Below are 4,203 nucleotides of genomic sequence, written 5' to 3' on the forward strand. Positions count from 1 at the left end.
GGGGTCGGGGGTGCGGTGGTCGAGGCCGGTCGGCGTTTCGAGGGGGAAGCCTTCGCGGATCCAGTACTCGATGCCGCCGATCATCTCCTTGACCTGGTAGCCCAGCTGAGCGAGGGCCAGGGCCGCGCGGGTGGCGCCGTCGCAGCCCGGCCCCCAGCAGTACGTGATGACGGGGATCGCCGGGTCCAGCAGGGTGGCGGCGCGGGCCGGGATGTCGGCGGTGGGCAGGTGGAGCGCGCCCGGCACGTGGCCCTGGTCCCAGCCGGAGGCGGCGCGGGAGTCGAGGAGGACGAAGCCGGGGGCGCCGGACTCCAGCGAGGCGTGCACGTCGGAGACGTCCGTCTGGTACGTGAGGCGGGCGGCGAAGAAGGCCGCGGCGTCGGCCGGGGCCGCAGGCGGGATCCGCAGTGCCGGGCTGGGCAGGGTGATGCCGGTCGCGGCAGCTCCTGGGTTGACGACGTCGGTCATCGCGGTGCCTGTCCCGGGGGTGCCCGTTGAGGCGGTGCCGGCTGCGGCGGTGCTGGTCAGAGGCGCTTCGGAGGGGATGGTTGCGGTCATGGGGAGAGGCTACGTGGGTGAATCCCGCGGTTGAAGGGGACTTCAACGGCGATGGAGAAGAACCGCCGGGGATTTCGTGGTAGACATCGGTTATGACCGGGGTTTTGCTGGATGAGACGGATATGCGGATTCTGGAGGCGTTGCAGCGGGACGGGAGGGCCAGCTACGCGGAGCTCGCACGGACCGTGTCCATGTCGGCCAGCGCCGTCACCGAGCGGGTGCGGCGACTGGAGGAGAGCGGGGTGATCAGCGGCTACTCCGCCGTCGTCGATCCGGAACGGCTCGGGCTCGGCATTCTGGCGTTCGTACGGCTGCGCTATCCGACCGGCAACTACCGGCCGTTCCATGATCTGATCGCCACCACGCCCGAGATCCTGGAAGCCCACCACGTGACCGGTGAGGACTGTTTCGTGCTGAAGGTCCTCGCCGGGTCCATGCGTCACCTGGAGCAGGTGACCGGGCGGATCGCCGGGCTCGGCTCGGTCACGACGAGCGTCGTCTACTCCAGCCCGCTGCCGAACCGGGCCATCACGACGTACGGCGTCACAGGCTGAAGCGCGGCGCGGACGGGCGCAGGACGGCCGTCCGCGGGGCGACGGGCCACAGGGCGGTCAGGTCGTCGGCCAGGGTGGCGACGAGAGAGGCGATGTCCTGCCGGGCCGAGGCGTGCAGGGCCTCGGCGACGATCAGGACGTCCGTGGTCGTGTCGCGGACGGCGGAGTGGCCGCTCTGGCGGTGGGTCCAGCGGCGGGCGTGCGCCCTGCCCTCCGCGTCCACGAAGATCACCTCACCGGCGGGCGGCCGCTCCGTCTCCCCCGAGAAGGTCACGTACGTCTCGTCGCCCGTGGCGTGCCGGATCTCCAGGTGACCGGCGACCTGGTCGAGGTCGAACACGGCCACCGGGATCGCGTACGCGAGTGAGACGGCGTTGCAGAGGTCGATCAGGGGGTGGAGGCGCGGGAGCTCGCCTTCTTTCCTGAAGCGGCGCAGGAGCGACTCCGACGCGCACCTGTACTGGGTGGGCTTGAGCCCCATCCGGGTGAAGGCCCTGCGCCACGCCTGGATCTCCGGCAGCTCGCCCTCGGAGGCGGTGGCCAGCCTGGCCGCGGCCGTCTCGGTGTGGCGGGCGATCCGATCGTCCACGGAGGCGTCCTTCGAGACGGCCTGGACGTGCAGGGCCCCCGGCACGAGGTCGGGGAAGTCGCGCCAGATGTCGTCGGAATGCTGCAGGTGCATGGGCCTCACTCCGTGATGGGGCGTCCGGATCGTCGCCGGAAGCCTACAGCGCCGTACGCCACGAAGGTCGCCGTCGTGAGGATCGCCGCCACCAGGAGGGGGCGGCCGCCGGCCGTCAGGCCGCCCAGGACGGCCACCCCCAGGGTCGCGCCCACCTGGCGGGCGGCGTTCAGTACGCCTCCGGCCGTGCCCGCCGTACCGGGCGGGGCGCTCGTGACCATGCCGGCCATCAGGGCGGGGAAGCAGAGCGACAGACCGCACCCGATCACGATCAGCCAGCCGAGCAGCGGGCCCTCGGCGAGCGCCGCCCCGGCCAGGCCCGCCGCGAGCAGTGCGAGGCCGGCCAGGATCGGCGGGCGGGCGCCGTGACGGGCCACGATGCGGCCGGTCAGGACGGGGTTCACCACCATGGGGATGGTCAGGGGGAGGAACGCCAGGCCCGTCTGCATGGGGGTGAGATGGCGGGTGTCCTGGAGCAGGAGGGTCAGCACGAACAGGGCGCCGGAGAAGGCGAAGTTGGCCACGGCCCCGGCCAGCAGCTCGGGCCAGGTCGCGGCGACCAGCCCTCGCGGAATGACCGAGCCGCGGGTCCTGCCAGTGCGCTCCGCGCTTCCGCTGCCGACGGCCCCTGCGGTGGCGCTGCCCGTGGTGGCGGCGCCTGGGATGGCGCTACCCGTGGTGGCGACGGTTGGGGTGTGGTGATGGGTGAGGACGAGGGCGGCGAGGGTGGCCAGGGAGAGCAGGGCCGCGGGGAGGGAGGAGTCGGTCAGGGCTTCGGCCAGGAGGCCGAGGAAGGCGCACGTCAGGGCCTGGGCGTACCAGTCGATGCGGCGGGCGCCGCGCGGGGAGCGGATGCCACGGACGGCCAGGAGGCTGACGAGGGCGAGGGGCGGGTTGAGGAGGAAGACGGCGCGCCAGCCGTACAGATCGACCAGGAGGCCACCCAGGAGCGGGCCCGCCGCCAGGGCCACACCCGTGATCGCGGCCCACGCGCCGGTGGCGCGGGCGCGCGCGGCCGGGGACGGGTGGAGCTCGGCGAGCAGCCCGAGCGAGCCGCCGAGGCACAGCGAGCCCGCCACGCCGAGCAGGGCGCGCAGCACGACCAGCGCCCCCAGGTGCGGCGCCGCGGCGCTGAGCAGCGACAGCACCCCGAACGCCGCGACCCCCACCCGGAACACCCGGGCCGCCCCGTACCGGTCGGCCACCGCTCCCCCGGTCAGGAGGCAGGCGGCGAAGGCGACCGTGTAGGCGTTGACCGCCCACTGCTGGCCCGCCACCGAGCCGCCAAGCGAGGCCCTCAGGTCCGGGAGCGCGATCGTGAGCACGGTCGTGTCCAGGAGCACGAGGAAGTAGGCGAGAGAGAATCCGGCTAGCTTCATGGGGTCCAGCCTGCGGAAACGCGGTGTTCCCGCTCAACAGCCGCAGCCGCAGGGGGCGTTCGGGACAACCGTATGCTGAGGCGCGTGGAGTTGCGTCATCTGCAGGTGTTCGTGGCGGTCGCTCGGGCCGGGACCGTGACGGGGGCGGCCAACGTGCTGGAGCTGGCGCCCGCCTCCGTGTCCGAGCAGGTCCGGCGGTTGGAGAACGGTCTGGGCGTCACGTTGTTCGACCGGACGCCCCGGGGGATGCGCCTGACCGCGCCGGGGAAGGCGCTGCTGGAGCGGGCGCAGGGGCTGCTCGACCACGCCGACGAGGTACGCAGGGCCGTCACGGGCCGGCGGCGGCGCGTCACCGTGGGAGCGCTGGAGATGCTGGCCGCCACCCGGCTGCCCGGCGTGGTGCGCCGTCTCGCCGAACGCCGTCCCGACCTCGACGTGGACGTACGGACGCTGAACCGCGGGCAGCTGCTGGCCGCCGTCGCGGACGGCGGGGTGGACGCGGCGCTGCTGCTCGACGCCGGGATGCGGATCGGCACGCTGGGATTCCGCCCGCCGGACGGGCTCGACTTCCTCGACGTGGGCGAGGTGGCGCTGCGGCTGGTCGCGGCGCCTGGGGGCGACGCGCGTACGTTGCTGGTCTCGCCGCCGGAGTGCTCCATCCGGATGGCGGTGGAGCGGATGTTCGCGGCGGACGTGCCGCGGCGGGAGCTGACCAGCATCTCCACCGCCCGCGAGTGGGTACGGCAGGGGCTCGGGAGGTCGCTGCTGCCCGACTTCGCCGTGGACGCCGACCTCGACTCGGGCGCCCTGGTGACCGTCGCCCCTGCCCCGGAGGAGTGCCGCGCCGCGCAGGGGGCCGGCGGCGGGAAGAGCCTCGACGCGAGCGAAGGGACCGGGCGGTCGCCCGCGCTGGCGTTGCGGATGGTCTGGACGCGGGGGCGGGAGGCCGCGCTGCGCGACGTCCTGTACGCGATGAGCGACTGACCGGCGAGAGCGAAACCGCCTACGGGCGTTCGAGCCGGTAGAGGAC

General features: G+C 73.6%; 5 protein-coding genes. 2 read left to right on the top strand and 3 right to left on the bottom strand.

Annotation, left to right across the window (positions count from 1 at the left end):
- A partial coding sequence (locus E1286_RS46340) for a rhodanese-like domain-containing protein (RefSeq protein ID WP_342776346.1) occupies positions 1–558 on the bottom strand: 558 nt, incomplete at its 3' end.
- A gap of 92 nt (positions 559–650) precedes the next feature.
- Here E1286_RS46340 and E1286_RS46345 point away from each other — a divergent pair.
- Positions 651–1,112, top strand: coding sequence for an Lrp/AsnC family transcriptional regulator (locus E1286_RS46345; RefSeq protein ID WP_132623655.1), 462 nt, complete (start codon positions 651–653; stop codon positions 1,110–1,112).
- On the opposite strand, the gene E1286_RS46350 is transcribed toward E1286_RS46345, so the two are convergent.
- Both E1286_RS46350 and E1286_RS46355 read right to left on the bottom strand, forming a co-directional pair.
- Positions 1,102–1,794 carry a B3/B4 domain-containing protein gene (locus E1286_RS46350; RefSeq protein ID WP_132623657.1) on the bottom strand — a complete coding sequence of 231 codons (693 nt, stop codon included), beginning with the start codon at positions 1,792–1,794 and terminating at the stop codon, positions 1,102–1,104. The two genes, E1286_RS46345 and E1286_RS46350, sit on opposite strands and share 11 nt — an antisense overlap.
- 5 nt (positions 1,795–1,799) lie before the next feature.
- Positions 1,800–3,173 carry an MFS transporter gene (locus E1286_RS46355; protein ID WP_132623659.1) on the bottom strand — a complete coding sequence of 458 codons (1,374 nt, stop codon included), beginning with the start codon at positions 3,171–3,173 and terminating at the stop codon, positions 1,800–1,802.
- Positions 3,174–3,257: 84 nt separating this feature from the next.
- On the opposite strand from E1286_RS46355, the gene E1286_RS46360 reads away from it, so the two are divergent.
- Complete coding sequence (locus tag E1286_RS46360) at positions 3,258–4,157, top strand: LysR family transcriptional regulator (RefSeq protein ID WP_132623661.1); 900 nt, start codon at positions 3,258–3,260, stop codon at positions 4,155–4,157.
- Positions 4,158–4,203 lie beyond the last annotated feature (46 nt).

It is taken from the genome of Nonomuraea terrae, from assembly GCF_004348995.1.
GTDB classification, from domain to species: Bacteria; Actinomycetota; Actinomycetes; order Streptosporangiales; family Streptosporangiaceae; genus Nonomuraea; species Nonomuraea terrae.